The 26880-nt window shown below is 64.5% G+C and carries 20 protein-coding genes and 2 tRNA genes; 14 read left to right on the top strand and 8 right to left on the bottom strand.

Features of this window, described 5'->3' with window-relative positions; translation table 11 throughout:
- Nucleotides 1-502 precede the first annotated feature (502 nt).
- The gene (locus I6F20_RS04140; protein ID WP_225125336.1) at nucleotides 503-2758 is read right to left on the bottom strand and encodes a TonB-dependent siderophore receptor; all 2256 of its coding nucleotides are present in this window, start codon (nucleotides 2756-2758) and stop codon (nucleotides 503-505) included.
- 379 nt (nucleotides 2759-3137) lie between these two features.
- Here I6F20_RS04140 and I6F20_RS04135 point away from each other — a divergent pair, with 379 nt between their 5' ends.
- Nucleotides 3138-3341, top strand: coding sequence for a hypothetical protein (locus I6F20_RS04135; RefSeq protein ID WP_036010204.1), 204 nt, complete (start codon nucleotides 3138-3140; stop codon nucleotides 3339-3341).
- Between the two features lie 166 nt (nucleotides 3342-3507).
- On the opposite strand, the gene I6F20_RS04130 is transcribed toward I6F20_RS04135, so the two are convergent.
- Both I6F20_RS04130 and I6F20_RS04125 read right to left on the bottom strand, forming a co-directional pair.
- Nucleotides 3508-4614 carry an autotransporter domain-containing protein gene (locus I6F20_RS04130; protein ID WP_141697649.1) on the bottom strand — a complete coding sequence of 369 codons (1107 nt, stop codon included), beginning with the start codon at nucleotides 4612-4614 and terminating at the stop codon, nucleotides 3508-3510.
- Between the two features lie 252 nt (nucleotides 4615-4866).
- Nucleotides 4867-5118, bottom strand: coding sequence for a hypothetical protein (locus I6F20_RS04125; RefSeq protein ID WP_225113098.1), 252 nt, complete (start codon nucleotides 5116-5118; stop codon nucleotides 4867-4869).
- A 343-nt stretch (nucleotides 5119-5461) separates the two neighbouring features.
- Here I6F20_RS04125 and I6F20_RS04120 point away from each other — a divergent pair, with 343 nt between their 5' ends.
- Complete coding sequence (locus tag I6F20_RS04120) at nucleotides 5462-7552, top strand: caspase family protein (RefSeq protein WP_225125162.1); 2091 nt, start codon at nucleotides 5462-5464, stop codon at nucleotides 7550-7552.
- Nucleotides 7553-7568: 16 nt separating this feature from the next.
- Nucleotides 7569-9065 (top strand): caspase family protein, encoded by a 1497-nt coding sequence (locus I6F20_RS04115; RefSeq protein WP_225125160.1) that lies wholly within the window; start codon nucleotides 7569-7571, stop codon nucleotides 9063-9065.
- A gap of 99 nt (nucleotides 9066-9164) precedes the next feature.
- Here I6F20_RS04115 and I6F20_RS04110 read toward each other — a convergent pair.
- Nucleotides 9165-9241: transfer RNA gene (locus tag I6F20_RS04110), tRNA-Asp, on the bottom strand.
- A gap of 232 nt (nucleotides 9242-9473) precedes the next feature.
- On the opposite strand from I6F20_RS04110, the gene I6F20_RS04105 reads away from it, so the two are divergent.
- Nucleotides 9474-9803 carry an HU family DNA-binding protein gene (locus tag I6F20_RS04105; RefSeq protein ID WP_036010212.1) on the top strand — a complete coding sequence of 110 codons (330 nt, stop codon included), beginning with the start codon at nucleotides 9474-9476 and terminating at the stop codon, nucleotides 9801-9803.
- A 97-nt stretch (nucleotides 9804-9900) separates the two neighbouring features.
- Nucleotides 9901-11151: a peptidase T gene (gene pepT, locus I6F20_RS04100; RefSeq protein WP_225125159.1), complete on the top strand. Its 1251-nt coding sequence runs from the start codon at nucleotides 9901-9903 to the stop codon at nucleotides 11149-11151.
- A gap of 64 nt (nucleotides 11152-11215) precedes the next feature.
- Here the strand turns inward: pepT and I6F20_RS04095 are convergent, their stop codons facing one another.
- Nucleotides 11216-12106: a hypothetical protein gene (locus I6F20_RS04095; RefSeq protein WP_036010217.1), complete on the bottom strand. Its 891-nt coding sequence runs from the start codon at nucleotides 12104-12106 to the stop codon at nucleotides 11216-11218.
- 359 nt (nucleotides 12107-12465) lie between these two features.
- Here I6F20_RS04095 and I6F20_RS04090 point away from each other — a divergent pair, with 359 nt between their 5' ends.
- From I6F20_RS04090 to I6F20_RS04065, 6 genes are all read left to right on the top strand, one after another.
- Nucleotides 12466-12696 (top strand): hypothetical protein, encoded by a 231-nt coding sequence (locus I6F20_RS04090; protein WP_225125158.1) that lies wholly within the window; start codon nucleotides 12466-12468, stop codon nucleotides 12694-12696.
- 120 nt (nucleotides 12697-12816) lie between these two features.
- Nucleotides 12817-13179 carry a hypothetical protein gene (locus I6F20_RS04085; RefSeq protein ID WP_225125157.1) on the top strand — a complete coding sequence of 121 codons (363 nt, stop codon included), beginning with the start codon at nucleotides 12817-12819 and terminating at the stop codon, nucleotides 13177-13179.
- 55 nt (nucleotides 13180-13234) lie between these two features.
- Nucleotides 13235-14509: a divalent metal ion exporter subunit IhpA gene (gene ihpA, locus I6F20_RS04080; RefSeq protein ID WP_225125156.1), complete on the top strand. Its 1275-nt coding sequence runs from the start codon at nucleotides 13235-13237 to the stop codon at nucleotides 14507-14509.
- The gene (gene ihpB, locus I6F20_RS04075) at nucleotides 14506-15492 is read left to right on the top strand and encodes a divalent metal ion exporter adaptor subunit IhpB (RefSeq protein WP_225125155.1); all 987 of its coding nucleotides are present in this window, start codon (nucleotides 14506-14508) and stop codon (nucleotides 15490-15492) included. Before ihpA ends, ihpB begins: the two co-directional genes overlap by 4 nt.
- Complete coding sequence (locus I6F20_RS04070; protein ID WP_225125154.1) at nucleotides 15485-18706, top strand: efflux RND transporter permease subunit; 3222 nt, start codon at nucleotides 15485-15487, stop codon at nucleotides 18704-18706. The genes ihpB and I6F20_RS04070 overlap by 8 nt, the downstream gene beginning before the upstream one ends.
- A gap of 2 nt (nucleotides 18707-18708) precedes the next feature.
- Entirely contained in the window at nucleotides 18709-19689 is a 981-nt protein-coding gene (locus I6F20_RS04065; RefSeq protein WP_036025360.1) for a cation diffusion facilitator family transporter, read from the top strand.
- Between the two features lie 123 nt (nucleotides 19690-19812).
- Here the strand turns inward: I6F20_RS04065 and I6F20_RS04060 are convergent, their stop codons facing one another.
- On the bottom strand, nucleotides 19813-20673 hold the full coding sequence (locus I6F20_RS04060; RefSeq protein ID WP_225125153.1) for a class I SAM-dependent methyltransferase: 861 nt from the start codon (nucleotides 20671-20673) through the stop codon (nucleotides 19813-19815).
- A gap of 495 nt (nucleotides 20674-21168) precedes the next feature.
- On the opposite strand from I6F20_RS04060, the gene I6F20_RS04055 reads away from it, so the two are divergent.
- The 3 genes from I6F20_RS04055 to I6F20_RS04045 all read left to right on the top strand — a co-directional run bounded on the left by I6F20_RS04055 (nucleotide 21169) and on the right by I6F20_RS04045 (nucleotide 23551).
- Nucleotides 21169-22683, top strand: a complete 1515-nt coding sequence (locus I6F20_RS04055) for an outer membrane protein (protein WP_225124049.1) — start codon at nucleotides 21169-21171, stop codon at nucleotides 22681-22683.
- A gap of 234 nt (nucleotides 22684-22917) precedes the next feature.
- Nucleotides 22918-23280: a hypothetical protein gene (locus I6F20_RS04050; RefSeq protein ID WP_051057016.1), complete on the top strand. Its 363-nt coding sequence runs from the start codon at nucleotides 22918-22920 to the stop codon at nucleotides 23278-23280.
- A 194-nt stretch (nucleotides 23281-23474) separates the two neighbouring features.
- Nucleotides 23475-23551 (top strand) — tRNA-Val (locus tag I6F20_RS04045).
- Between the two features lie 121 nt (nucleotides 23552-23672).
- On the opposite strand, the gene I6F20_RS04040 is transcribed toward I6F20_RS04045, so the two are convergent.
- Nucleotides 23673-24077: a GFA family protein gene (locus tag I6F20_RS04040; RefSeq protein WP_036025378.1), complete on the bottom strand. Its 405-nt coding sequence runs from the start codon at nucleotides 24075-24077 to the stop codon at nucleotides 23673-23675.
- A gap of 72 nt (nucleotides 24078-24149) precedes the next feature.
- Nucleotides 24150-26573 carry an endopeptidase La gene (gene lon / locus I6F20_RS04035; RefSeq protein ID WP_036010279.1) on the bottom strand — a complete coding sequence of 808 codons (2424 nt, stop codon included), beginning with the start codon at nucleotides 26571-26573 and terminating at the stop codon, nucleotides 24150-24152.
- Nucleotides 26574-26880 lie beyond the last annotated feature (307 nt).

Here is a 26880-nt window from a genome sequence, read left to right as displayed (position 1 = left end):
GAGCAGATCGCCCCACCCAGCAAGGGCTGCCACGGTCTCGCAGGTCAGCCGTTCTGAGATTGCGGCGCTCGGGCCGAGCCAGCTATTCGCTGCGCGCTGACCGACCAAATGCTCGGGCTTTGATGCAGCGCCGCAGGGGCAATTCCCCCGTTGTCGCGGCGACAGATTTGCCGATCGGCGCGGTCAGGACCAACAATGCTGGTGCCGCCGCCTCAGGTGCAGGAAAGACCTGTCCACAGCTCAGAGTAATCGGAGGAGCCATGCGTCATCACAGGACCAGGGCTCGTCCGGCGAATGTGCCCGCGATTGGCTCCAAGCCGGTCGCGGGCGCGGCGGCGACCTGCCGGTCGCTCGCGCCGCGCCCGGATGAGCTTTGGGCCGGGGGGCATGGCCCGCGAGCTCATCGTAACCGCAGATCAGCGGACGCCCAGGTGGAGCCGAGCGAACGTCACGATCGGTTGCGCTTCGTCCCAGAGCCTTCCGGCCCTGCCCTCGCCTGTCCTCACCATTTGTAGGAGACGCTGGCGGTGACGCGCCGACGGTCGCCGTAGAAGCAGGACGTGGACGACGCGCAGCTTGCGACATAGATCTTGTCGGTCAGGTTGATCACGTTCAGCGCCGTCCGCCAGTTCTGCCATTCATAGTGGAGCGCGAGATCGCCGAGCACGACCGCGGGAACCTCGAGCGTGTTGGCGGTATCGGCCCAGGACGAGCCGATGTAACGTACGCCGCCGCCGAAGCCGAAGCCCGCGAGCGGTCCGTCCTTGAAGGTGTAGTCGGCCCAGCCGGACACCAGGAGTTCGGGCGTGTTGGTCGGCGTCTTGCCGACGAGCGTCGGATCGAGATCCTTGCTCACAAAGAGATTATAGGCCGTGAAGGCACCGATGAACTTCAGCTCCTTCGTGGCATTGGCCACCGCCTCGAGCTCGATGCCGCGCGAGGTCACCTCGCCAGTCTGGTTCTGCAGGAGCGGAACGCTGCCCGGCACCGTTGTCGGGACATTCTGACGGACAAGGTCGAACGCCGAAACGGTGAAATAGCCGTCGAATCCGACCGGCGCGACCTTCACGCCGATTTCGGCCTGCTTACCGGTCTCCGGCAGGAAAAGCTGGTTCGACGCATTAAGGCCGATGATTGGATTGTAGCTCGTTGAATAGGAGACGTAAGGCGAGATGCCGTTGTCGAAATTGTAGATCAACCCGGCGCGGCCGCTGAACCTGCTGTCGTCGCGGCTGGCGACGGTGGCGCCGGTGTCCCGGGCTTCCTGCGTCGTCTCGACCCAGTCATTGCGGCCGCTCAGCACCAGCGTGAAATTGCCGAGCTTCATCTGGTCCTGAACGTAAGTACCAGCCTGTTTCTGCGTGATGAGGAAGTTGCGGAACGGCGAGCCGGGTAGCGGAACCTCAGCTCCTCCGTAGGCCGGATTGAAGACGTTGATCGAGGGCACACCGAACCCGAAGGCCTGGTAATCGTCGATTTGATAGCCCCGCAGATCGACACCGAACAGCATCGTGTGCCTGACGGCGCCGGTGTTGAAACGATACTCCAGCTGGTTGTCGAGATTGGCCTGATTCGCGGTGTTTTTCGCATACCAGTTATAGCGGCCCATCGTCGCCGTGTTGATGTTGTCCCAGCCGTTGCCGACATAGCCGCGATAGGTGATGTCGACATGCGCAAAGCGCGCGTTCTGACGGAACGTCACATCGTCGGTGAGATGACGCTCGAACTGGTAGCCGAGCATCTCCTGCTCGCGCGTGAACTTATCGACACTGGGATCGCCGACGAAGAAGCTGGTCGGGATCTTGCCGAACGGCGCGCTGGTCACCGTGCCCTGATAGGGCAGGAAGTTGATGCCGCGGGTATCCTGCTTCGAGGCCGACGCCAGCACCGTGAAGGTCGTGTCGGCATCGGGCTTCCACGTGACCGACGGCGCGATGAAGTAGTTGTTGTCAGGTGTGAAGTTGACCTGCGTACCGCCGTTCTGGACCTGGCCGACCACGCGCGCGAACAGCTTGCCGTTATCAGGACTGGTCGCAACCGGACCGCCCATGTCGAAGCTGACATAGGCGTTGCCGAAGTTGTTGACGCCGGTCTCGATGTAACGGATCGGTTCGGCCGGCGGCATCTTGCTGATGACGTTGACGATGCCGCTCGGGCTCGATCCGCCATACAGCACCGCCGACGGACCGCGCAGCACCTCGACACGCTCCATGTTGGGCGTCTGCAGCTTCCAGCTCGCATAGGACGTGTAGAACAGCTGCATGCCGTCGAGGAACAGCCCAATGTCCTCGGACTTGAAGCCGCGGATCAGCCACCAATCGTTGCGCGTGTCCGTACCGAAAGTCCCTGCCCGCACGCCGGCGGTGTAGCGCAGAACCTCGTCGAGCTTGTTCGGCTTCTGGTCGCGGATCTGCTCGGCACCGATGACGGACACCGCCTGCGGCGTCTCCATGATCGGCGTGTTGGTCTTGGTGCCCGACGAGCTGCGGCCGGCGACGTAGCCGTTCACCGGCCCGCGCGGCGTCTCGACGAAGCCGACGTCACGCCGTGGCTGCGGCCTGTTGCTAGCGGCGGTCTGCACCGCGATCCGCGTCGCGCGGCGCTGAGGCGTCGCCGCGGTACGGCGGCGCGCTTCCGGCGCCGTGACCGTCACCGGCGGAATGTTCTGCGCGCCACTCTGCGCGGAAGGTTGTGCAAGCGATGCCTGAGGCATCAAGACCCAAGCGGATGCGGTCGCCAACACGGCCGACCGCAGCATTCCAAGACTGTTCAACGCGCCACCCCAAAGCTGCATGTTTCGATGCGTCATGCCGCCTGTCCCCGGAACGGCATGCGCTCGCGATGACGCTTATGTGAGGGCGCGGGAATTCCCTAATTGAATGCTTCTTAGAAAGACTCTTAGAAATGCTCCAATATTTCCGTATGTTGCTGCAACATCAGCGGGCTTCGGCGGCGATCACCGAAAGACGATCAGGCGGCCAAACGGCGCCCCAGACCAGCCCAGCGCGGCCGTCCAAATGAAACTTGCCGGCCGGGCGAGATGAAACCATTTTGCGGAACCCGCGAAACCATCCGGAAACAGACGGCGCTTAGAAGATGAGCCCGTAGACGACGGCAAAGCCCGTCGGGAGGCTCAGATGAACCACTCAATTCATTCTGCTGATCGTGCGACCCACCTGAAGATCGTGGTGGTGGCGCTGGTGGCCGGCATTGCCGTGGCCGGCTTCGGGATTGCGGCCCGCACCCATGCCGATTACAGCCAGACCGCCCAGTCCACCCAGGTCATCAAGGCCGGCAAGCCGGTGGTGGTGACCAGCGCGGGCACGTCCGAGATTCGCTGAACAACCGAAAAGGTCCGGTTTGATACCAAACGGCCGCCTTCAGGCGGCCTTTTCGTTCGGTTTCACCCATGCGACGGCGCCGCGGGGGATGTTGCCTCCGCCAGGCGCGAGAGGAGCGCAAGAAGATGCCCGCCGGGCACGGCGGGCATCCGTCTTCGAGATCACTCTACCAGGTATAGCGAAGGCCGGCCTGAGTACCCGCGATCGAGGTTCCGAATCCGCCAACCCCAGGCAGCAGGGGGTCCGGCAAGGTGATGCTGCTGCCATGAACTTCGAGGTAGGACGACAGCTGCGGCGTCCAGAGCACGTTGACCTTTGCGGAACCGCGAAGACCATTGGTACCGATCACGCCGGCCGCAACGGGGACCGCACCTCCAACGGCGCCGGCGCCGCTCGCGTCGACGATCCTGTAGTACTGACCCGAGATCGACGGCTGGATCTTAAAGCCCAGCCAGTCCGTCTCGAAGCCGGCGCGCATGCCACCGTGAAATTCGGTTGAATCGCCCGTCTTGCTGCCGAAATTGGCGGTATAGCCCTCCGAATAGGTTACGCCGACCGTCGGCTCGAACCACACGGTATAGGGGAAGTCGAACCGGTATTGGCCGTTCCAGGTATAGGCGATGCCGCTGCCGTCCGCGGTCGCGGCAAGGGGAAGATTGGATGTGCTGCGAGTCCAGCTCGCGAGCGCGGTGAAGTCAGTCGAGAAACCGCCGTTGAGATACGACAGGGTGCCGGAAGTCGATGGAATTGAACCGTCGGTAGTCAGTCCGCCATTCGTGAAGGTGTGCGCCCACGAGTGCGAGCCAGTCCCGATGAAGGTCAGCGCGTCGGTTGCAGTGAAGATACCGATCTTGGTCACATCGACTGCGCCGGTCACCGTCGCAACGCTGACCTGGACCCCGCTCGATTGCGCACTGTCGCCACTGCCGACGAGGTTCGCGCCGTAAAGCCAGGTCGCCGGGGGCGGCGCTGCAAGTGCCGGAGCCTTGGCGTAGGCCAGGGCACCGAACGGATTGCTGACACCCCTTGCGGCGAACGGATCACGACGGTCGAAATCCGACTCCTCGCCGCTGAAGCGCAGCATTCCAGGAGGAGTAACGACCCTGCGATGCTGAATCTGGTCGCGGACGTTCTGGATGATGTTCTGAACGGTGTTGTTGATGACTTGCTGCGGAACATTGACCTCCTGTGCGGAGACCGGTCGCGTCGCAAACAGACTAAGCAAAAAAGGTACGGCCACGACAAAGCCGCGGCGGAAAATTCCTGCCCTCATAGTATTCGATCAGCCCCCTGCTGGTTCAGCCCCGAGCCTTGGCGGGAGGTAAATTCCCGCAAGCTTCAGGCGCCGAATTTATTTGCAAAGCACCCGCGGCGTCTTCACCTGATTGGCTGAATTGGGGGTTCGGCTCCATCAAGCGCGCCCAGCTGATGCTCATTTGCAACACTTTCCCAGGCCGCGCTGCACGCCGAGCAACACGCCCGGATACGAGAAGCAACCCAACGCAGGGCGCGCGCCGATATCCCACTACTCCACCGTCGAGCGGTTTCGCTTCTTCGTGGCACCACGCTGCGTTGCCGTCTGGCTCAGCTCCGGACTTTTCTTAGGCTTGCCTGCTTCCCGTGCCCGGATGTGCCGCCGCACGTCCTCTCGAACGTTCTGGATGATGGAGTCGCGTGACGACTCGGCCGGATCATTGCAGCGGGCCACGCTGCACAAAGCGACGAGCAGCGGCAGGGCCAGAATCGGCGCACGGGCGAACTTGACTGTCCTGGTCATCCGCAGTCTCCGAAGATGTCGCCGGCCTCGGCCGCCTGCGCCATCAACACCAGCGCAGCGCGACTGGTTTCACCGCTCGCGATGTGCAGCCTCTTGGTCGAAGCATCGCCACTCCCGGTTCACGAAATCCTGAACACGGAGGCCTTTGATGTCGTCATCCAGCATCCCTTGATGTAGAATCCACGAACAAGCCGCCTTAGCCCGTTTCTGCGATTTTTCATTTTCTGAGTTTCTGCCGATGCCTGCCCATTTGGGGATTTTCGTTCTCGCAAGCTCGCGTCCCGTCTTCATGTTGCAGGATCTGGCACGCCGGATCGCCGTTCTCAGCTGCGTAGCATTGTCGATGCTCGTTTCGACAATACTGCAGGCGACCGCCGGAGACAGGATCGCGCTCGTTGTCGGCAACAGCAACTATCGCAAGGTCCCAAAACTCATCAACCCGGCCAACGACGCCGCCGACATGGCGACGTCGCTGGGTCGTCTGGGATATTCCGTCAGACACCTCGCCGACCTCGACTACAATCATTTCCGGCAGGCCCTCATCGAATTCGGCAATGCGGCGAAGACGGCCGACAAGGCGGTGATCTTCTTCGCAGGCCATGGCGTCGAAATGGACGGAAAGAACTGGCTGATTCCGGTCGATGCCGAAATCAAGTCCGAGATCGATGTCTATGCCGAGGCGATCAATCTCGAGACCCTGATCGATATCTCCGTGATGCCGAAGATCATCGGCCTCGTGGTTCTCGACGCCTGCCGCAACGACCCGTTCGAAACGACGAAGGTCGCCGCCGCGGGACGCGCGCTGTCGTCGCGGCCATCCAAGGCGGCCGCGCCAGTGTCCGGCACACCCCGTTCCCCGACGCCTTTCGCGGCCGACACGCGCGGTCTTGCCCCTGTCGAGGTGAGCGACAACGTGCTCGTTGCCTTTGCGGCCGCTGCCGGCACGACGGCGAGCGACGGGGCCGGGCGGAATAGCCCCTACTCCGGCTCGCTCCTGCGCCATGTCGAAACGCCGCAACTCGAGATCAACTATCTCTTCCGGATCGTGCACGACGAAGTCTGGAAGGAGACCGGGACACAAGAGCCGGCAATCTACGGGACGCTGCCGAAGGGCGACATCTATCTCAACGGCGACGCTGCCGCCGCAAACGGCGATGGTGGAGCAGATGCCGAGCAGCTCGCCTGGGAGTTCGTCCGCTCGACCAACGAGATCGCGACCTTGCGCCGTTTCGCCCAGCAATTCCCGGCGAGCGCGCATACGGCCGAGATCGACCAGCGCATTGCGCAGTTGCAGACGGCTGAAACGAACGCCTGGAAGATCGTCGAGCGACAGAAGTCGCTCGCGGCCTACCGCGCCTATTTGGATCTCTATCCGTTTGGCCAGCATGTCGAGAGCGCCCGGGTCGCGCTGGCTTCGCTCGAGAAGTCGGCTAAGCCGGGCCAAGCCACCGGGCAGATCGGCATGCCCGGTCCGCCACCGGCGAGCTATCAGCTCGCCTCGGCCGAGACGACCACCGGCAATTCGGAGGCAGTCGAGAAGGCATGGGACGTCCTGAAGGAATCACGCGACAAGAGCGTGGTTGGCCGGTTTGCCGAGCGCTATCCGAGCTCGCGCCATAACCGCCTGCCGCCGGGCAGCGACCTTGCCCTGCGACCGGTCAATTCCACCGAACTGATGCTGCAATCAGCGCACGATAGCGACGTGAACGCCTGCTTCGACGGCGATTCCGGGGCGTGCGCCAGATCGATCAAAAAATACCCCGACTACGTCCAGCTTCAATTCCAGCTTTGCCGGACCAAGGGCAACCCCAAGGGATGCATGATCAACGCGGTGACCGAGGCGCGCAGGCGCGGGCTGCTGGTTTCCGCCTACACCCGCTCGGAAGAGGAAAAGGTTCGCAATCGCGAATATCGGCGAGTGGTTGCACGCGTGAACCAGAATGTCGGCAATGTGGTCAGCGGCGTCGTCAGCAACGTCGTCGGCAACGTGGTCAGCAATGCCGTTTCGACTGCGGTCAGCAATGCCGCGTCGAGCGCAGCAAGCCGGGCGGCATCGCAGGCGGCATCAGCCGCAGCGTCGAACGCTGCCAGCCGATCAGCCTCGAGCGCTGCATCAAGCGCGGCCAGCAGAGCGGCCTCGACTGCCGCTTCGAATGCCGCGAGCCGCGTCACCATTCCATCGGACATCCGCCTCAAGGAGGACATTACGGCACTCGGCTGGACCGATACTGGCCTCCGCCTCTATCGCTATCGATACAAGGGCGATGCGAGGTTCTATGTCGGCGTGATGGCGCAGGAGGTCGCGCGGCAGACTCCCGCGGCGGTGTCGTCTGGAGTGGACGGGTTTCTGCGCGTCGACTATGGTCTGCTCGGCCTCGATTTTCTCACCGACCGCGACTGGATGAGGCGGCAGCTCCGTTCGGGCATCGACTAAGGGACGCGACTCCAACTTGCGCTGGCTGGCACTGTTCATTGCCATCGGGCTTCTCTTCGACGCCGAAGCAGAAGCTTCCAACCGCCGTGTCGCCTTGGTCATTGGAAACGCGAGCTACGCGAACGCGCCGCCGCTCGGCTCTCCCGTCAATGATGCCGAGGACATTGCCGCGGGTCTCGCCGGCCTCGGCTTCGACGTCGATCTGCGCAAGAACACGACCCTCGACGATCTGCGCGCGAGGCTCGTCGCCTTCACCGAGAAGTCCGCCGCTGCGGACATCGCGGTCTTCTATTTTGCCGGATACAGTGCAGCTGCCGGTGTCGGCAGTTACCTGATCCCCGTGGATGCGCATCTTGCGACACCTGAGTCGGCCAACGCAGAGACCGTTCCCCTGGCTGCGGTGACCGCTGCCGCAGGGCGGGCTCGCAGGCTGGGTCTGGTGATCCTGGATGCCATGCGGGAGAACCCGTTCCCTGCGATACCGAATGGCCGCAGCAGCAGCTCTTCCCTGACCTCAGCCGGAAGCACACCGATCCGCAACACGCTCGTGTTCTTTCCAGCGGAGCCGGGGCGGACCGCGGAAGAAGGCGAAGGCCGCAACAGCCCTTTCGCTGCGGCGCTGCTGAAATACCTCCGGCAGGCCGACCTCGAGATCAACTTTGTGTTTCGCAACGTTCGCGACGAGGTTCGGCAGGCAACGCACCGGAAGCAGACGCCCTACATGTATGGTCAGCTTTCCAAGGACAAGATCTATCTCCATCCCGTCAAGCAAGTCGTCCAGGACGATACCGCCGTCATGCAGCACTGCGACAACGCCGTTGCCGGGCTCGCGGATTTGAGGGGACGCGCCGACCAAGGCGAGACGCGCGACGATACAAAGGCGGCGGGCGCGGTTGCGGCGTGCGCGGAGGCGGTCAAGCAGTCTCCAGGGGTGGACCGCCTGCACTACCAGCTCGGGCGTTCATTGTTCGCCATGCGCGATTACGGAGGAGCGGTGGCGAGCTACAAGGCGGCATCCGAGCTCGGCAACGCACGCGCGCTCTACGAGCTCGGATTGATGTATGAGAACGGCAACGGCGTCGAGAAAGATCCCGCCCGCTCGCGCTTCTACTATGAGATGGCCGCCGAGAAGAAGATTGCGCCAGCACTCGTCAGCCTCGGCCTACAGCAGGAGCGTGGAATCGGCGCGGCCAGCGATCCCGCAAAGGCCTATGCGTTGTACCAGCGGGCCGCCGAGCTCGGCGATGCGACGGCCATCAACAGGATGGGGGAGCTTGCCGAGAAGGGACTGGGAGCCAGGCGAGACCTGAAATTGGCTCGGGCGCTGTACCAGAGGGGCGCCGCGATGGGCGGACTCGAAGCCCTGGTCAATCTCGCCCGGTGCAACGCCAACGGAATCGGCGGCCGACGGGACCTTGCCGAGGCCAGGCGGCTCCTGGCCAAGGCGGCGCAGGCCGGCAGCACAGACGCACGGCGCATCCTCGCGCATATCGAGGAGTCCAAGCCGAAATAAACGTATTCTGGCGGGGAGGAAGCGATCGGGATGAAACGGCAGTCCAAGCGGCGCTTTTGGCCGCAAAATACAGCAACTATTTGATCTATTTGCCAAAAATGGCGCGAGAGACGGGGCTCGAACCCGCGACCTCCGGCGTGACAGGCCGGCGCTCTAACCAACTGAGCTACTCCCGCGTGACACGCAATGTCTGCGGAACGAGGGGGGACTTAAAGGCCCGATCTGGTGAAGTCAAGGATGTTGCATCCACAGCTCAAACCAGCGGATTCCACTGCTGGCACACACGAACGCGGCCCTCGGCAGCGCCGGCGGCGTAGTCAGTCCGGTCCCGAATCGTCTACGCCTCCGGGAACTTGCGCGTCAGGGGCCATCTCCTCTGGATGACCTGCAAGATCGAGGAGGCCAGACATGGCTAAGAAGGATCCGGCTAAGAAGGATTCGGCGAAGAAGGCGGCCGCGCCCGCCACGATCACGCTCAAGCACCTCGCCGCCGACATTGCCGAGCGCCAGGATGTCTCCAAAAAGCATGCCGAGGCCGTGCTGACCGACATGGTCGATCTGATCACCAAGCACCTCAAGAAGGGCGACCGGGTCCGCATCGTCGGCCTCGGCATCCTCCAGGTCCGCAAGCGCGCCGCCCGCACCGGCCGTAATCCTTCCACCGGCGAAGCGATCCACATCAAGGCCACCAGGAAGGTCGCGTTCCGCCCGGTGAAGGAACTGAAGGAAGCGATCTGAGGCCGCTAAAGCCCGCCCCCGAGCCCGTTGCGGCCGCATCACGGCCCGCTTTTCTGATATACCGCCAGCTTCAAGAACACCCGGCGGTTTGACCAGAATGTCCTCCCTCTCCTTTTCGCATACCGTGACCGAGCGCTTCCTGCGCTACGTCACCATCGACACCCAGTCCGATCCGGCATCCCCCAGCTCGCCGTCGACCGAGAAGCAGAAGGATCTCGGCCGCGTGCTCGCTGCCGAGCTGAAGGCCATGGGCGTTGTGGACGCGCATCTCGACGATTACGGCTACGTCTACGGAACGATCCCGGCCAACACCGACAAGAAGGTGCCGGTGATCTGCTTCTGCTCGCACATGGACACCTCGCCCGACGTCACCGGCAAGGACGTCAAGCCGCAAATCGTGAAGAACTATCGCGGCGGCGACATCGTCCTGCCCGGCGACACCAGCCAGGTGATCCGCTTCAATGAGCACCCTGCGCTGAAGAACCAGATCGGCAACGACATCATCACCACCGACGGCACGACGCTATTAGGCGCCGACAACAAGGCCGGCGTCGCCGAGATCATGGATGCCGCGCATTTCTTCATCAACAATCCCGACGTGAAGCACGGCACCATCAAGATCCTGTTCACGCCGGACGAGGAGATCGGCCGCGGCGTCGACAATGTCGACCTGAACAAGCTGGGTGCCGATTTCGGCTACACCATGGACGGCGAGAGCGCCGGCTGCGTCGAGGACGAGACCTTCTCGGCCGACGGCGCCACCATCACCATCAACGGCGTCAGCGCCCATCCCGGCTACGCCAAGGGCAAAATGGAGCACGCCATCAAGATCGCCGCGGCCATCGTCGAGCGTCTGCCGAAGGAGGGCTGCTCGCCCGAGACCACCTCGGGCAAGCAGGGTTTTCTGCATCCGATCGGCATCGACGGCGCGCTCGAACAGGCGACGCTCTCCTTCATCGTCCGCGATTTCACCGAGGAAGGGCTGAAGGAGAAGGAGGCGCTGCTCGAGGGCATCGTCAAGGACGTGATGAAGGACTACCCGCGCTCGACCTACACGTTCGAGGTCGAGGAGCAGTACCGCAACATGAAGCAGGTGATCGATCGTCACCCGCACGTGCTCGAATACGCCATCGAGGCGATCCGCCGCGCCGGCCTGCGCCCGATGCGCACCGCGATCCGCGGCGGCACCGACGGCTCGCGCCTGTCCTTCATGGGCCTGCCCTGCCCCAACATCTTTGCCGGCGAGCACGCGTTCCATTCGCGGCTCGAATGGGTCAGCCGGCAGGACATGGAGAAGGCGGTGCAGACCATCGTACATCTGGCGATGATCTGGGAAGAGAAGGCCTGACGCTTCCTGAAGACGTCGAATATGGCCGGGCTTGCGCCCGGCCATTTCCATTTGGTTGAGGGGCCTACGGCACCGGCATTGCGCGCGGGTTGCGGTGGAAGCGGTTGGCGCTCGCCATCCAGTTCGGCAACGGCTCTCCATCGCGATGGCGTCCGCCGGCAACCGCCGCGGCCCAGGCCACTGCGGCGCCGATCAGGGTCGCGGCTGCGACCGAGAACGCCACGATGATCGAGTTGCGCCGCGCGCGGTTGATCGCCGTCTTCGCGTCTGCGATCAGGGCGTCAACGCGCTTTTCGGCGTCGGGGGCCGCCAGTCCCGTGACCGCGGCGACCTGCTGCACGAGGTACGTCCGGTCATCGGCGGCGACGCCGCTGTGGCTGGACGACGTCATCAGGATACGTCCGGCTTCGGCGCGCGCTTCCCTTAGGTCGGTGTTCGGAGCGCGGCGCGGCGCGCGGAACAGCTTGTCGAGCTCATAGCTCAACAGGGGCTCGGCGGCCGAGGTGTTGCTCGCCGAGCTGCGCATCGGGGAACGGTCGATCGCGGCAGCGCCGAGAAGGGCCAGCAGCGCGGCGCCGGCCAGGACTGCCAGCGCCCAGGCGGTCAACCCGTGAAGCCCGTCCCGCCGCTCGCCGTCATCCTCGATCGTTGCGAGCGCGGGCTCGGACCGGGTGGTCCGGCCGGCGACGTAACCGCCAAATCCAAAACTGACGATCGCCTGGATGATCAGATAGAGCCCGGAGAGTAGCGCCAGCGCCGCCGACGCATCGCGCCAGCTCGGCGAGGCCGAACTGACACCGAGGCCGACCGCGACACCAAAACCGATCAGGATGAACGACATTGCACTCGCAGCAAGCGCGCCCGCGAACACCGAGCTCCACTGGATGGTTCGAGGCGCCTCAACTGCCAAGCCGCCTTCCATGACCTCTTCCCGCATCAGAGTCTCGACCGTCATCGCGGCGCTCTCAGCGCAGGCCGAAGAACGACAGGATCGCCATGATGACGACGATCAAGCCGATCAGATAAATCAGTCCGTCCATTGTCCGTCCTCCTCAGTTTCTTCTCTCGCTAATCGCGAGGTATGAGGAACGTTCCAAATTGGACAGATCGTATGGAACGAACTTGGAGGATGCGGGTTGTCTGTCCAAGTCCTAGGGATAGAGATTGTGAGCACATGAGGCCTCAGCCGGCTCGTCCGGCTGGGGCCTTTCCGCGTTGCGGCCGGCAGGTTTCCTCCTGTCGTATGTTAACGACGCCGGATCCGGTATCATCAATGATGCGATCGGGGCGGAACCTCCGGATCAGGAGAGGCGCGTGGACCGCAGAACGGCGTGCCTGCATCAGGCGAATGCATTCCGGGAGAAGGCCCTCGCCGACCCCGAGCACCACGACCAATGGATCGACGAAGCCATCAAATGGCTGGAACGGGCGATGGAAGCGAGCTCTCGGGCGGTCATCACCATGGAAGGTGACGATGGCAGCGACGCTCCGGCCCCCGCGTTCGAAACCATGGCGCCGCATCGGCACGTCATTATCCGCCAGTGAGAGGCGCTGGCAGTGCATGCACTGCTGCGGCAATTGTTCCAGGGACGTAACAATGTTGCGGGTCGACACTGTTCCCGCACCCATGCTAGGCCGGGCACAGACTGCAACCAGAGTGAACTCGTGCTCGCAAACCGTCAGCCCTCAGGATCCCGCCGCTCGCGTTTTCCGCGCGGGCTGCTGTCCGTGCTGATCGCGGCGGTCTATCTGCTCGCGGGCGCTCTGCACGGCGCGCACGACATCGACGTCACCACGCCCCGCGGCGGTTCGGAGATCGCCGCGGTCCTCGATGGCGCTACCGGCCATGACGACCACAAGACCATCGGCGGACATCATTGCCACGGCTGCTTTTCGCTGACCGTGGCACAGCCGGCACCATCGACCGCGGCGATCGCGCTCGTGTCGGCACCGAGCCCGCAACAGGCCCCCCGCCTCGCCGGAATTGTGCCCGATACCGACTCTCCCCCTCCCAGACCTATTGCCTGAACGGATTGGTCGGGCGCGGCGCGCCCATTAGGTTCATCCTTCACAGGTCGATTTTATGTTTTGCAGGGGAATGGCCGCGCGCCTCGCGTGCGCGGCAGCGTGGCTGATTGCAGCATCGGCGCTTGCACCGGCTCACGCCCAGACTTTAACGATGCGAAGCGCGCTGTCGCGCGCGCTGGCGGCGAGCCCGCGCCTGACGGCAGCCGAGCGCGACGTCGGCATCGCCACCGGCCAGCATATCCAGGCGGGCGCCCTGCTCAATCCGGAACTGTCCTACGAACAGGACGATTCATTCGGCTCCGGCAGATATCGCGGAACGCGCTCGGCGGAGACCACGCTCCAGATCAGCCAGGCCTTCGAGCTGTTCGGCAAGCGCGAGGCGCGGATTGCCGCAGGCGCAGCCGGCGTCGAGGTCGCCGCGATCCAGCGCAAGGCGATCAGGCTGGAGGTGCTGTCGGAGACCGCGATCGCCTTTCTCAGCGTGCTCGGCGCGCAGCGGCGCATCCAGATCCTCGACGAGCAGATCGCCGCGATCGACCGCCTGACGCCGCTTCTGCGCCGCCGTGTCGAGGCCGGTGCCTCCTCGCCGGCCGAGACCGGCCGCGCCGAGGTCGCCTCCGCCCTGGTGAAGGCGGACCGCGAGCGCTTCAAGGCGACGCTGGCGAGCGCTCGGCGCGAGCTTGCGGTGCTGATGGGCGATCCCGCCGCCAAATTCGGCGAGGTGTCCGGTCGGCTCGACACCACCGGGCGGCCGCCGGCGTTCCAGGCCGTGGTTGCCGCCATCGACGCCAATCCGCAGCTGGTGCGCTGGACCGCAGTCTACGCCCAGCGTAATGCCGAGCTGCTACTGGCGCGGCTCAGGCCCTATCCGGACGTGCGGATCGCGGCCGGCTGGCGCCACTTCAACGAAACGGGCGACGATGCGGCGCGGCTGACCGTCTCCGTGCCGATCCCCGTCTTCGACCAGAACCAGGGTAACATCCTCTCGGCCCAGGAAAGCCTCGCCAAGACCAAAGCCGAGCGCGAGGCCAACCGCAACGCGCTGATCGTGATCGCCGGCCGCGCCTATGACTCGCTGCAGGGATCGCTGCGCGAGCTCGCGGTGCTGCGCGAGACCGCAATTCCCAAGGCCGTCGAAGCGTCCGAGGCGATTTCGCAAGGCTATGGCCAGGGCCGCTTCACCCTGCTCGAAGTGCTCGACGCCCAGGCCAGCGTCACCCAGGCGCGGCTGCGCGAGCAGGAGGCGCTGCAGAATTTCCACGCCGGCGTGGCCATCATCGAAGGCCTTGTCGGCAATCCCTTTACGCTGGCCCGGGAGAGCGCGCGATGAAGACGTCCTCCACCATCCTTGTAGCCATCGTCGCCGCCGCGCTAGGCGCTTACGGCTATTCCCTGCTCGCAGCAGACAAGCTCGCGCACACCGAGCACGGCGAACACGCCGAGCATTCCGAACATAAGAAGCCGAACGATCGCGTCGAGCAGGACGAGCACGGCGCCGACCGCATCCGCATCTCCGACGTCAAGCTGGCGGCCGCGGGCGTCACGCTGGCGGAAGCCGCGAGCGCCACGTTGACCGACACGCTCGCCTTCAACGGCATCCTGCGCGCCAACCAGGAAGCCGTGGTGCAGGTGACGCCGCGCTTTCCGGGCCTCGCCAAATCCATCCAGAAGCGGATCGGCGACAAGGTCGGCAAGGACGACCTGCTCGCCGCGATCGAGAGCAACCAGAGCCTCACCGTCTACGAGCTGAAGGCGCCGATTGCCGGCACCATCATCGAGCGGCAGATCTCGCTCGGCGAATACGCCTCCGAGCAGAAGCCGGCCTTCGTGGTCGCCGACCTCTCCACCATCTGGGTCGACCTGTCGATCTACCGGCAGGACCTCCGCCGCGTCCGCCTCAACGACGAGGTCCTGATCGATCCCGACGACGGCCGCGGCGAGATCAAGGGCACGATCTCCTACATGGCACCGATCGGCTCGAGCGAGACCCAGACCGCGCTGGCGCGCGTGGTGCTGCCAAATCCGGACGGACGGCTGCGGCCCGGCCTGTTCGTCACGGCGCGGCTGATCCTCGCAGCGCGCAATGTCGCGGTTGCCGTGCGCCGCAGCGCGATCCAGACGCTGGAGAACAAGACCATCGTGTTCGTGCGCGAGGACGGCGACAAGATCGAGGCGCGCCCGGTCGAAACAGGCGATTCCGATCCGCGCCATGTCGAGATCAAGGCCGGGCTTTCGGCCGGCGAGCATTACGTCGCGGAGAACAGCTTCGTCGTGAAGGCGGAGATGGGCAAGGGTGAGGCCGAGCATGATTGAGCGTCTCATCGCCGTCTCGCTGCAGCAGCGCTGGCTGGTCCTCGTCCTCGCGCTCGGCGCCGTCGCCTTTGGCGCCTGGAATTTCCAGCGCCTGCCGATCGACGCCGTGCCTGATATCACCAACGTCCAGGTCCAGATCAACACCCGCGCTCCCGGCTATTCGCCGCTCGAGACCGAGCAACGCATCACCTTCCCGGTCGAGACTGCGATGGGCGGCTTGCCAAAGCTCGACTACACCCGCTCGCTGTCGCGCTACGGCCTCAGCCAGGTCACGGTCGTCTTCAAGGACGGCACCGACATCTACTTCGCCCGGCAGCTCGTCGGCGAGCGCATCCAGCAGGTGAAAGACCAGCTGCCGGCGGGTGTCGAGGTCGCGATGAGTCCCATCTCGACCGGCCTCGGCGAAATCTTCATGTACACCGTCGAGGCCAAGGCGGGCGCGAAGACGCAGGGCGACCGCGACTATTCGCTGACCGACTTGCGCACCGCGCAGGACTGGATCATCCGACCGCAGCTTCGCAACGTGCCGGGCGTGATCGAAGTCAACACGATCGGCGGCTTCGAGCGGCAATTCCACGTGCTGCCGGATCCCGGCAAGCTGATGGCCTACCGGCTCGGCTTCCGCGACGTGATGACCGCGCTCGCCGCCAACAACGCCAATGTCGGGGCCGGCTATATCGAGCGCAACGGCGAGCAATATCTGGTTCGCTCGCCGGGCCAGGTCGGCACTGTCAGCGAAATCCAGGACATCGTCATCGGCTCGCGCGGCGGCAATCCGGTCAGGATCAGGGACGTCGCTGCTGTCACCGAGGGGCGCGATTTGCGCACGGGCGCTGCGACCTGGAACGGCGAGGAGACCGTGCTCGGCACCGCCATGCTGCTGATCGGCGAGAACAGCCGGACCGTGGCCCGCCGCGTCGCAGCCCGTCTGGAGGACATCGCCAAATCGCTGCCCGAGGGCGTCGTGACGCGGACCGTCTACGACCGCACCGATCTCGTCGAAGCCACCATCCGCACCGTCAGGAACAACCTGCTGGAAGGCGCGGCGCTGGTGGTCGCCGTGCTGTTCCTGATCCTCGGCAACTTCCGCGCCGCGCTGGTCACGGCCTGCGTCATTCCGCTGTCCATGGCGTTGACGATCACCGGCATGGTCGAGACCAAGGTCAGCGCCAACCTGATGAGCTTGGGGGCGATCGACTTCGGCATCATCGTCGACGGCGCCGTGATCATCGTCGAGAACTGCCTGCGCATGCTGGCGGTGGCTCAGCGCGAGAAAGGCGGGCTGCTGACGACGCCCGAACGGCTGCGCGCGATCCTGCGCGGGTCGAGCGAGGTGATCAAGCCGAGCCTGTTTGGAACGCTGATCATCGCCGTGGTCTATTTGCCCGTGCTGACGCTGACCGGCGTCGAGGGCAAGATGTTCACGCCGATGGCGCTGACGGTGCTGATGGCGCTGGGCGCGGCCGTGCTGTTCTCCATCACCTTCGTGCCGGCGGCCGTCGCCATCTTCGTCACCGGCAAGGTGTCCGAGCACGAAAACCTGTTCATGCGCGCGGCGAAGCGCGCCTACGTCCCCCTGCTCCGCTTTGCCATCGATAACCGGCTCGCCGTCGCCCTGTCCGCCGTGCTCATCGTGACCGCGAGCGGCATCGCCGCCTCGCGCATGGGCGGCGAGTTCATTCCGAGTCTCGACGAAGGCGACGTCGCGCTGGCCTCGATCCGGATTCCAGGTACCAGCCTCACGCAGTCGCTGGACCTGCAGAAGGCGCTGGAAAAGCGCATCATGCAGATTCCGGAGGTGAAGGAGTTCTTCACCCGCATCGGCACCGCGGAGATCGCCACCGACCCGATGTCGCCGGCGCAGACCGATGGCTACGTCATGCTGAAGCCGCGCGCCGAATGGCCCGATCCGGGCAAGTCGAAATCGGAGGTGGTCGAGGCCATCGAGCATGCTGCAGACGAGATTCCCGGCAGCGCCTACGAAATCTCCCAGCCGATCCAGTTCCGCGTCAACGAGCTGATCTCCGGCGTCCGCACCGATGTCGGCGTCAAGATCTTCGGCGACGATCTCGACATCCTGCAAGGCGCCGCCAAGCAGGTGGAGGCCGCGATCCGCGGCATCCGCGGCGCCAGCGACGTCAAGATCGAGCAGGTCTCGGGCTTGCCGATCCTCACCGTGCGCCTCGATCGCCAGGCGCTTGCCCGCTACGGCCTCAGCGTCGCCGAGGTGCAGGGCATCGTCGAGATCGCGGTCGGCGGCAAGTCGGCCGGCAAGCTGTTCGAAGGCGATCGCCGCTTCGACATCGTGGTGCGCCTGCCGGAGCACCTGCGCGGCAATCTCGAGGCGATCCGGGCGATCCCGATCCCGCTGCCGCCCGCCGAGGAGGCGGTAACCGGCAGCGCCGTTCGAACGGCGCTGGCCAGCTCGCCCCTCACCCAGATGCGCTATGTGCCGCTGTCATCGGTCGCCACCGTCGATGCGACGCCGGGGCCGAACCAGATCAGCCGCGAGAACGGCAAGCGGCGCATCGTCGTCACGGCCAATGTCCGCGCGCGCGACCTCGGCTCTTTCGTCGCGGAGGCCGAGGCCGCGGTGGCCGAGAAGGTCAACAAGCTACCGCCGGGTTACTGGATCGGCTGGGGCGGCCAGTTCGAGCAGCTGGTCTCGGCCACCAAGCGCCTGACGATCGTGGTGCCGGTGGCGCTGCTGCTGGTGTTCCTGCTCCTGTTCATGGGCATGGGATCGGCGGCGGATGCGGCGCTGGTGTTCTCCGGCGTGCCGCTGGCGCTGACCGGCGGCGTCGCGGCGCTGCTGCTGCGCGACATTCCGCTATCCATCAGCGCCGGCGTCGGCTTCATCGCGCTATCCGGCGTTGCCGTTCTCAATGGCCTCGTCATCATCGCCTTCATCGAGCGTCTGCGCAGCGAGGGACGCTCGGTCGCGGAGGCCGTGCGCGAAGGCGCGCTGACACGGCTGCGCCCGGTGTTGATGACGGCGCTCGTCGCCTCGCTCGGCTTCGTGCCGATGGCGCTCGCCACCGGCGCCGGGGCCGAGGTGCAGCGGCCGCTCGCAACCGTGGTGATCGGCGGCATTCTCTCCTCGACCGTCCTGACGCTGCTGGTGCTGCCGGCGCTGTACGTGCTCTTCCGCCGTGACGTGGCAGATGAAACGCCTACAATGGCCCCTGATTTGGCGGCGTCTGCGGAGCGCTAGAATTGGGCAGCCACGACCACCACGGTCATCACGACCATGATCATGCGGGCCACTCGCATGCGCATGGCCATACACACGATCATGGTCATGGACACGGCCATGTCCATGCACCCGCCAATTTCGGCAAGGCGTTCGCGCTCGGCATTACGCTCAACATCGCGCTCGTCGTCGCCGAGGCGGTTTACGGCTATGTCGGCAACTCCACCGCCCTGCTCGCCGATGCCGGCCATAATTTGTCGGACGTGCTCGGCCTCGTCATTGCCTGGGGCGCCTCGATCGCAGCCCGCCGCGCGCCCAAAGGCCGCTTTACCTACGGCTTTCGCGCCTCCACCATCCTGGCGGCGCTGGCCAATGCGGTGTTCCTGCTGGTCGCGACCGGCGCGATCGGCTGGGAGGCGATCCTGCGCCTGCGCGAGCCGGAGCCGGTCGCAGGCGTCACCGTGATGGTGGTCGCCGGCATCGGCATCCTCATCAACGGTTTCACCGCCCTGCTGTTCGCTGGCGGACGCAAGGACGACATCAACATCGAAGGCGCGTATCTGCACATGGCCGCCGACGCCGCGGTCTCGCTCGGCGTCGTGGTCTCGGCCGCGCTGATCATCTGGACCGGCTGGCTCTGGCTCGATCCCATCACCAGCCTCATCATCTGCGCCACCATCCTCTGGAGCACGACCAGCCTCTTGCGCGGCTCCATCGACATGTCGATGGCAGCCGCGCCCAAGGGCACCGACCTCGCCGCAATCAGGGCGTTCCTGCTGGCGCGACCGGGCGTCTCGGCGATTCACGATCTCCACGTCTGGCCAATCTCGACCACCGAGACGGCGCTGACCTGCCACCTCGTTATGCCCGCAGGCAGCGACGACGCATTCCTGATGCAGACGACGGAGCTCCTCAAGACATCCTTCCGCATCGGCCACACCACGCTCCAGGTCGAGACGCATCCCGACAACGGCTGCGCGCTCGCGCCGGATGATGTGGTGTGAGGCGACTCTGCCTCCGCATCGTCATTGCGAGGAGCCGTTGCGACGAAGCAATCTAGATTGTCTCCGCGGAGGGATTCTGGATTGCTTCGCTTCGCTCGCAATGACGGTGGAGAGCGCTGCGCCCTACCCCGCCTTCGCCGTCACGATCCAGATCGCGCCCTGGAGCGCCACGCTCTGCTCCTTCAGGAACGGCGCGAGCGCCTCGCGGATCGAAGCCTTGGCAGCTTCATAAGTCTCGGGCGGATGGCCCTGGAGTGCACGGCTGGCGGGACCGATCTGGAGCGAGCCGTCGACGGCGGCCTCGAGCCCGCCGCCGATAGCAATGTCCATCGCCAGATTGTGCGGCTCCATCGCGACGTCCGCGAATCCTGCGCCTTTCAGGATGCGCATGACGCGCTCTTCCGAAGCAAAGGCGAACGGGCCCGGCTCCTCCGGCCCAACCGGCGGCATCTTGGGCACGTGCTTGTAGACCGCCATCAGCGGCGCCATCGCCCACGGATTTTCCTTCGGCTCCCGCCAGCAGGCGAAGGCGAGCCGGCCGGCCGGCTTCAGCGCGCGACGCAGATTGGCGAAGGACGCGATCGGATCGGCAAAGAACATCACGCCGAAGCGTGAAGCGAGCAGATCGAAGCTCGCCGGTTCGAACGGATAAACGGTCGCATCCGCCAGCACGAAGTCGAGCGGCAGGCCCTTCGGCGCGAGCGCCCGCGCCTGCGCCAGCATCGGCTCGGAGACGTCGAGGCCAAGCGCGAAGCCATCGGGCGCCACCGCCTTTGCGAAGGCAAACGTCGTCGCGCCGGAGCCGCAGCCGACATCCAGAACGCGCTCGCCCGGCTTCGGCTTGGCGCGGTCGATCAACACGTCGGCAATAGGGCCGAGCAGCTTCTCCTGCGCCGCGTGGCGATCGGCCCAGCGCTGCCCGCTCGGCCCGTTCCAATAGGCGATCTGGTCGGCGTTCTCTGCGTGCCCGGCGGGTCGTTCCATTCAAGGCTCCATCATCTATTCTTGCTCTATCATAGAAGCCTGTTCGGTCGAAAAGCGGGCGCCCTAACGTCAGGCACGTGTGAGAGCGCCTTGGAGGTCGCGCGACGGATTGCCGCGTCGGCGCGTACCGGCCCGTCCGGGCCGCGTCCGATCAGAGACTGACTTTCGGAAAACTGTCGATGTCCGCAGCACTGGACTGCACGCGTCGAACCGTCAGAACCCTCTGCTAGCAAAGAGGTTCTTCTGGACGCCATCCGGTCCCTTCGAAGGGCCAAGGCTCGCACCCTCTGCTCCCACGAGACCGACACCAGAAACGCTGTGTCGCGAAAAGCCCGGCTCGCGGCTGGATATGCACAGGCGAGCCGCACACTTTCCGCGATTGTAGCCTTCCTGCAACAGCATTCTGAATCAAACTTCGTATGTTTGTCCCGAGGAGTCGATTGTGGCTTGGCGAGGGGTCCTTGGCCGCGGTCTGGTGGAATGGGAATGTTTGGAATGAAGCAGGTTGCGCCCGCCCTCGTGGCATTGGTGACGTTTTCCGGATCAGCATTGGCAGCCGACCTTCCGCGCAAATACGCCAAGCCACCGGCTGTCGCCGCAGCTTTCGTCAACTGGACCGGCTGCTATGTCGCGGGCGGCGGCGGCTACGGCATGTGGAATCAGGAAAATTCGACTTTTGTCGACGGTCCGCCCCGCTTTCAGAATGCCGATACGATCACCACCGGTGGCCGCGGGTACTTCGGGACGGTACAGGCGGGATGCGACTATCAGTTTGCGGCGGCCAGCGAGCGCTTCGTGATCGGCGCCTTCGGTGATTATGATTTCGCCAGTCTAACCGGGCGGCTCACTCCCTCCGGCTTCTCGATGGTTGGCGACGAGAAAATGAGCTCGGCCTGGGCGGTCGGCGGCCGGCTCGGCTGGCTGGCGACGCCTAGCCTGCTGACCTATGTCTCGGCGGGTTACACCGAAGCGACTTTCGACCGCACGAACTTCAATCTGAACTTTCCGCCCTTCGGAGTTGCGGCCGGCCTCTATCAGGACAAGCGAACCTACGATGGCTGGTTCATCGGCTCCGGCGCCGAATATGCGCTGGGCTTCCTGCCGGGTCTCTTCTGGAAAACGGAATACCGCTTCTCCGACTTCAATGTCGGCACAAATCCGATCCGGGATACGGCGAGCGGATTGCCGATCGGCTTTTCCGAGGATTCGAAGAAGTACGTCCACACTGTCCGCAGCGAGTTGGTCTACCGCTTCAATTCGAGCGGCCCCGCCGCCGATGTGACGTCTCCTGCCTATCTGAAGGCGCCTCCGGCCCCCACGCCGCTCACGAATTGGACCGGCTGCCACGTCGGCGGCGGCGGAGGCTATGGGCTCTGGAATCAGGACAACACGACCTACATCGATGGTCCCACCAGAACCCGCTTCAGCGATACAGCGACGACGGGAGGCCGCGGCTTCTTCGGGACTGTGCAGGGCGGCTGCGACTACCAGTTTGCGGCAGCGGGCGCGGCCTTCGTCGTCGGCGCATTCGGCGACTACGATATCGGCAGCCTCAAGGGCCAGCTCAGCCCGCCTCGCTTCGGGATCGTGGGCGAAGAGAAGATGAGCTCGGCCTGGGCGGGCGGCGGCCGGCTCGGCTGGCTGGCGACCCCGAGCCTCCTAACCTATTTCTCAGTCGGCTATACCGAAGCCAGCTTTGACCGTACCGATTTCACCCTCAACGCTGCGCCGTTCGGAAGACCAAGCGGCGTGTTCATGGACAAGCGTACCTACAGGGGCTGGTTCATCGGCGCCGGCGAAGAACACGCGCTGAAGATCGTGCCGGGCTTGTTCTGGAAGACCGAATATCGGTTCTCTGAATTCGACACCGCAACGAACGCCGTCCGCGACACGGCAACGGGTCTGTCCGTTGGAGCGTCGATCGATTCCGAGAAATGGGTTCACGCCGTTCGCAGCCAGCTGGTCTATCGCTTCAACTGGGGCGGAGGCCCCGTCGTGGCGAAGTACTGATCACCCCACTGCTGGTCGTCGCTAAGGCAAAGCTCCGGTTCGTCCGGGGCTTTTGCTTTCTGCATTCGGTCAATATGAAAGTCTGGAACAGAGTTGCGCTTTGGGCTCCGGACCCGACGCAAGTGTCTCATCCGCGCGCATTGCGGCCGCATTGTTTCACCGAACGGCCACATCGGAATCAGATGCCAACCAGATTTCCGCGCTAGGTTCGCGCTTCCTCAAACTGGAAAAGGCATGACCATGCGCAGCTTCACGGCATCCGTCCTCGTTGCAGCTCTCTCGCTGGGAACACCTGCCCTGGTGCAGGCACAGGGCGCATCGTCGCAATCCGACACGGAGCAATCGTCCACGCAATCCAGCACTGTGATCCGGAGCATACAGGTTGTGGACGTCAAGGAACTGCAGCCGGCCGTGCGCGCGAAGGTCGATGAACTCGTGGCGCATACGAGCGAGACGGACATCCAGTCGCTTCGGCAGTCCATCGACGCCACACCGCAGGCCGCTTCCGTGCTCAAGGCCAAGGGCTTGAGCTCGGCACAAGTCGTCGCGATCAACATCGTCGACGGTGTCCTGACCATGTTCACCAAGACAGCTTGACACCCGCAGCATGATCGCTGGCTCCTCGGCCTTACGTCGAGATCGCGCTGCGAGAAAGATTGCCCTGCAGCGGACCTGCTGCAGGGCTGGCCGTGTCCGGCATGAAAAGCTCTCGCCGGGCCGGCAATTGCAGCCGGGTCGGGCGCGCTCGGCCCTTGCTTCGGCACCCGCCGGGGCGCTAAAGAAGCGCCATTGGGCGGTTAGCTCAGCTGGTTAGAGCATCTCGTTTACACCGAGAGGGTCCGCGGTTCGAATCCGTGACCGCCCACCAGCCTTCGCTCGCATCGCGAGCTACGGCTCGGCAGGCCAGCACAGCAAGGTCATAAGCGCGAAGCGATCGAAGGCTGCCGCGCCGAAGCCCAACGGGCGAAGGCGGGCTCGGCCAGCCAACTTCAATCCTGCGGCCGCCCCGGCAGCAGCGGCACGGCATCGATCCACACCGCTGCCGATTGGCACCAGATCTGCCTCACCGGCCGCAGCGCATCCCGCTGGCGGATCGAGCCCCAACGGATGCCCCAATCGTCGGCCTGGTCGCCCTCGCCGCTGGTGAACAGCGGGGAACCGCAATCGGCACAGAAATGCTGAAAGCGCATCCGGCCGTTGTCGCCGCGCTTGCCGTAGATCTTGGGCGAGCCACGGGTCAGGCGGACATCGGCCTTGGTGCAGATGGCCGTCACGCGGAACGGCGAGCCGGTCAGCGTCTGGCAATCGGTGCAGTGACAGACCGAGACTGCCTCCGGATCGACCTCGGCCTCGAACGCGACCTTCCCGCAATGGCATTGCCCATCGACGTGCATTGCCTCCTCCCCTTCCCCAAACAAAAACGGCGCCCGAAGGCGCCGTTTTATCATCATTTTCGAGCTGCGATCTCAGTGAGCGGTCAGGCCGCCGGCGGCTTCATCGCCGTCCGGCTTCACCGTCACCTTAGTGTCCTCTTCCCAGACGATCGGCGTAGGCTTCTTCACCAGCGCCTTGGCGACGACGTCATCGAGGCGCGAGACCGGGATGATCTCCATGCCGCCCTTGATCGCATCGGAAATCTCCGTGAGATCCTTGGCGTTGTCCTCGGGGATCAGCACCGTCTTGATGCCGCCGCGGGCCGCAGCCAGCAGCTTCTCCTTGAGGCCGCCGATCGGCAGCACGCGGCCGCGCAGCGTGATCTCGCCGGTCATCGCGACATCATGGCGGACCGGGATGCCGGTCATGACCGAGATGATCGCGGTGGCCATCGCAACACCTGCGGACGGGCCATCCTTCGGCGTCGCCCCTTCCGGCACGTGCACGTGGATGTCCCGCTTGTCGAACAGCGGCGGCTCGACGCCGTAGTTGATCGCGCGCGAGCGGACGTAGGACGCCGCCGCGGAGATCGACTCCTTCATGACGTCGCGCAGATTGCCCGTGACCGTCATCTTGCCCTTGCCGGGCATCATGACGCCTTCGATCGTCAGCAGCTCGCCGCCGACATCGGTCCAGGCAAGGCCGGTGACGATACCGACCTGCGGCTCGCTCTCGATCTCGCCGAAGCGGTACTTCGGCACGCCGAGCAACTCTTCCAGAGTCTTCTCGGTGACCTTGACCGACTTCTTCTTGGAGATCATCAGCTCCTTCACCGCCTTGCGGGCCAGTGTAGAGAGCTCACGCTCCAGGTTACGCACGCCCGCTTCGCGGGTGTAGCGGCGGATCAGAAGCAGCAGCGCCTCGTCGTCGATCGAGAACTCCTTGGAGTCCAGGCCGTGCTTGGACACCGCGTTCGGGATCAGGTGCTTGCGCGAGATCTCGACCTTCTCATTCTCGGTGTAGCCCGCGATCCGGATGATCTCCATGCGGTCCATCAGGGGCCCCGGAATATTGAGCGTATTCGCGGTGGTGATGAACATCACGTTGGACAGATCGTAGTCGACCTCGAGATAGTGGTCGTTGAAGGTCCCGTTCTGCTCGGGGTCGAGTACCTCGAGCAGCGCCGAGGACGGATCGCCGCGGAAATCGGCGCCCATCTTGTCGATCTCGTCCAAGAGGAACAGCGGATTGGACGACTTCGCCTTGCGCATCGACTGGATGATCTTGCCAGGCATCGAGCCGATATAGGTGCGGCGGTGACCGCGGATCTCGGCCTCGTCGCGCACGCCGCCGAGCGAGACGCGCACGAACTCGCGCCCCGTCGCCTTCGCGATCGACTTGCCGAGCGAGGTCTTGCCGACGCCGGGAGGCCCGACCAGGCACAGGATCGGCCCCGTCAGCTTGTTGGCGCGCGACTGCACCGCGAGGTACTCGACGATACGCTCCTTGACCTTCTCCAGCCCATAGTGATCGGAGTCCAGGATGGCTTGCGCCTGCTCCAGGTCCTTCTTCACCTTGGACTTCTTGTTCCACGGGATCGACAGCAGCCAATCCAGATAGTTGCGCACGACGGTCGCTTCCGCGGACATCGGCGACATCTGGCGCAGCTTCTTCAATTCATGCTGCGCCTTCTCGCGCGCTTCCTTGGAGAGCTTGGTCTTCGAGATCTTCTCTTCGAGATCGGCGAGCTCGTCGCGACCGTCGTCGTCGCCGAGTTCCTTCTGGATCGCCTTCATCTGCTCGTTGAGATAGTACTCGCGCTGGGTCTTCTCCATCTGGCGCTTGACGCGGGACCGGATGCGCTTTTCGACCTGCAGCACCGAGATCTCGCTCTCCATCAGACCCAGCACCTTCTCCAGGCGCGTGGTGACCGACAGCGTCTCCAGTATGCCCTGGCGATCTGCGATCTTGACCGCGAGATGCGAGGCGACCGTATCGGCGAGCTTGGCGAAATCGGTGATCGCCTGCACGACGCCGACGACCTCGGCCGAGATCTTCTTGTTGAGCTTCACATAGCTCTCGAAGTCGGACACGACCGAGCGCGCCAACGCTTCCGCCTCGACCGATTTCGCGTCGGTGTCCGCAAGCGCGACGGCGGTCGCCTCATAATAGTCGGCGCGGTCGGTGTACTTCGCCACGCGCGCACGCTCGAGCCCTTCGACCAGCACCTTCACGGTGCCATCGGGAAGCTTCAGGAGCTGCAGCACGCTGGCAAGCGTACCGGTCTCGTAAATCGCATCGGGCGCCGGATCATCGTCGGACGCGTTCTTCTGCGTCGCGAGCATGATCAGCGCGTCGTTCTTCATCACCTCTTCGAGTGCGCGGATCGACTTCTCGCGACCGACGAAGAGCGGAACGATCATGTGCGGGAAGACGACGATGTCGCGCAGCGGCAGCACGGGATAGGCGTGTGCTTCGCCATGAACGATTGTTGGCCGGGGTTTTGGATTGGTCATGGCCTTTTCCTTTTGCTTTGCCCCCTTGCACGCAGCCCGCGATCATGCGCAACCGCCACAAGGTGCCGAGGTGATCCGCAGAACCGGTCGGTCCTCTACAAGTTGGACCGGCTCGCCGGAACGGAACTGAGGCGAATCTTGAAGAGAATTTTCGCTCGCCGCCGACATTAGGTGGCTATCGACCCGGGGGGTGTCAAGTCATTGAAAAACGCGCGCCATCAGGCGCTTACGCAACGCGGCAAGCGACGCAACACCGGCTGCGGAACCACGGCTCCGCAGCCAACTCAAGGAGACGATTGGAGCTTTC

It is taken from the genome of Bradyrhizobium sp. IC3123, from assembly GCF_020193625.1.
Classification (GTDB): Bacteria; Pseudomonadota; Alphaproteobacteria; order Rhizobiales; family Xanthobacteraceae; genus Bradyrhizobium; species Bradyrhizobium yuanmingense.
This window is presented reverse-complemented; position numbering and strand designations above follow the sequence as displayed.